Annotated in this window: 3 protein-coding genes; all 3 read right to left on the bottom strand. The window is 61.2% G+C overall.

From position 1 onward, the window contains the following. On the bottom strand, positions 1 to 736 hold a 736-nt coding region (locus tag ACXRVY_RS22615; RefSeq protein WP_458238289.1), incomplete at its 3' end, for a DUF748 domain-containing protein. A 93-nt stretch (positions 737 to 829) separates the two neighbouring features. Further along, a complete protein-coding gene (locus ACXRVY_RS22610; protein ID WP_458238288.1) occupies positions 830 to 1,846 on the bottom strand; it encodes a class I SAM-dependent rRNA methyltransferase in 1,017 nt (338 codons plus the stop codon). A 141-nt stretch (positions 1,847 to 1,987) separates the two neighbouring features. Continuing rightward, positions 1,988 to 2,854, bottom strand: coding sequence for an oxygenase MpaB family protein (locus tag ACXRVY_RS22605; RefSeq protein WP_458238287.1), 867 nt, complete (start codon positions 2,852 to 2,854; stop codon positions 1,988 to 1,990). Positions 2,855 to 2,914 lie beyond the last annotated feature (60 nt).

Genomic DNA, 2,914 nt, shown 5'->3' with positions numbered 1-2,914 from the left:
TTTCGAGGTCCAGTGGCACGGCGTCGCGCACATAGGGCCAGAAGGCTTTCATCTTGCCATCGGTGATTTTCAGCTTACCTTCGGAGGCGATCGGGACCAGGCTGAAGTTGCCGGTCCAGTCGATCTGTCCGCCGTTGGGGCCGACGGCCACCAGGGTCATGTCGGCGCTGTCATCGGGCAGGGTGCTGAGGTTCTTCAGCTCGAAATCGAGTGTGTCGTAGACAAACTCGATGGGCTCGCTGGGCCGGGCATCTTCAAAGTGCACGGCGCCGCCGGCCAGTTTGATCCGTTCGATGCGCAGCGGAAACGGCTTGGCATCCGGGTCGGCCGGTGTGGGTTCGCTCGCTGGCAGTTTGAACAGTCCCAGCAGATTGAGTTTGCCGTCCTTGCTGAACAGGATTTCGGTCTTGGGCTTGTCCAGTTCGACATCGGACAGGTGCACCGCCTTGGTCCACAGGCTGTCGAATTGCAGATTGGCGTACAGACGATCGAAACCGACCTGCTCCTTGCCGGGCTCGCCGATGTTCAAGCCCCAAAGGGTCAGTTCAAGGCTGAACGGATTGAATTCGATCCGCTGGATCGTGGCGGGTGTGGTGGCGTAGTTGGCCAGTTGCTGGTTGGCAACGCGCAGCGCGACACCCGGTAAAATCAGAAAACCCAGCAAGCTGTAGAGGGCCAGAGCAGTCAACAAGGCGCCAGTGGCGCGAATCAATCCTTTGTACATGTGCGGCTTCATCTGTCTGGATCGGAGTGCCTTGGAGTATGGCACGCGTTTCCGGTTCCCAAGTGATTGCCCTGTTCAGTAAGTTTCAGATTTCTCCGACGACGGTCATAGCTGCAGGATCAGGGTTTTCAGCGGTGGTTGCTGATCCATCGACGGGAAGTCGGCGCCTGGCTTCATCACGCTCCACTCACGCACCGGCCGCCCGGCCTTCTCTGCGCAACGCAAAACCTGCTCGCGCCAGTCGTCCATGCTGACTTTCGCCAGGTTGTTGCAGCAGATCAGCACGCCGTYKTCGGCAGTGGYCAGCAGGGCCGGCTTGAGCAGGCTCTGGTARTCRCGCAGCAGGTCGACSGTRCCGAAKGCGCTCTTGGCCCAGGCCGGCGGGTCGAGCAGCACCAGATCGTACTGGCGCTGTTCCAGGCGCTGATAGCTCGGCAATTTTTGCCCGCGGCGCTGGCTGATCGGCAGGCCGGCCAGTTGGCGAATGGCCGGGAAGTAGTCGGACTGGATAAATTCCATGGTCGGCAACTGCGGATTGAGTAAACCGTTCTCCCGGCCGACCGCCAGGTTGCCTTCGGCGAAGTCCAGGTTGCATACCTCGCGCGCACCACCAGCGGCAGCACTGAGACCGACACCACAGGTGTAGGCGAACAGGTTCAGCACGCTTTTGTCTTTGCTGTGATCCTTGACCCAGCCGCGGGTGTTGCGCAGGTCGAGGAACAGCAGCGGGTCCTGCCCGGCATGGCGACCCCGTACCCGATAGTTCAGGCCCCATTCGTGGCCGATCAGGTCTTGCAGGGCGGCTTCGTCGGCGCGGTAGACGATGTCTTCGCGATCGATGCGCGAGTTGCCACGGGAGCGGTCGTTGTAGACCAGCAGGGTGTCAAAACCCAGGTGCTGATTGATCGTTTCGTGCAGTTCCAGCAGTTCCTCGCGCTCCAGCGATTGGTGGAAGCTCTGCACCATCAGTTGCGGACCGTAGCGGTCGATGGTCAGGCCACCGGCACCTTCCTGGCTGCCGTGGAACAGGCGATAGCAATCGGTGCCCTGGTGGTGCAGTTCGGCGAGCAGGTCCTGGCGTTGATCGAGGGCGGCGCGCAGCGCCTGATTCAAGGAAGACATGCTGGGCGCCTTGCAGGAGGGAATTGGGCGCGGGAGTTTAACAGTTATGGGGAACTCTGTAGGAGCTGGCTTGCCAGCGACAGCGGTGTGTCATCCAGCACATTTGTTGATGCGCGATCGTCTTCGCTGGCAAGCCAGCTCCTACAGGCCCATCCGTCGTTTAGCCCGCTGCACCGATCCATTGCGCACCGCCCAGCGCAGCATCGGCGCACTGYGATTGACGCTGGCGCGGATCAGCTTGCGTTGTAGCGGGTTCTGGCTGACGCCGAGCATGTCACTTGCCCAGTCCGGCAGCAGATCGATCCCGGCCTGCATCATCAAACCGCCGAAAGGCTTGGCCAAGCGACTGGGGGAGGGGGCGTTCAGCAGCAGGCGCAGGACTTCACGACTGCGCTCGTCGCACAGCAGTTGTGGACGGATGCGCTCAAGGTAGTCGGCAATTTCCCGCCGCGAACGGGGTACATCCCTGGCCCCGAGTCGCTCGGCGATCAGGGCAATTTCAGAGTAGTAGCGATCCTGATCGGCTGAGGACAGGTGCGGATTGCGATAGCGCAAGTGTGCAGCGAGGAAATTACTGACTTCCGCCACGTGCACCCATGTCAGTAAATCGGGATCGCTGGCCGCGTAGGGGCGTCCATCCGGCGCGGTGCCGGTAATCTGCGAATGGATGGTGCGGACCTTCTCGATCAACCAGTCTGCGTCCTGTCGTGAACCGAAGGTGGTGCCGGAGATGAACTGCCCGGTGCGGCGCAAGCGGCCCAGCATGTCTTCACGAAAGTTTGAATGGTCCCAAACCCCGGCCAATGCCAGTGGGTGCAGGGCTTGCAGCATCAGGGCGCTGATGCCGCCGATCAGCATGCTGCTGAAATCGCCATGGACTTGCCAGCTCACCGAGTCTGGCCCGAACAGCCCGGGGTCGCCCTTGGGGTTTTCCAGGTCGAGTTTGCCCAGGGACAAACCGCTCAGGCTCATGATCTGGGTTTCGATGCGGGTGCGGATGAATTCCATGGACACTCTGTAATTTTCTGTAGGAGCGAGCCGGCTCCGGGCGGCGTTCCGACGATGGAC

Source organism: Pseudomonas sp. P5_A2_2 (genome assembly GCF_054177685.1).
The sequence above is the reverse complement of the archived record's forward strand: the minus strand, read 5'-3'. Positions and strand labels throughout refer to the sequence as shown.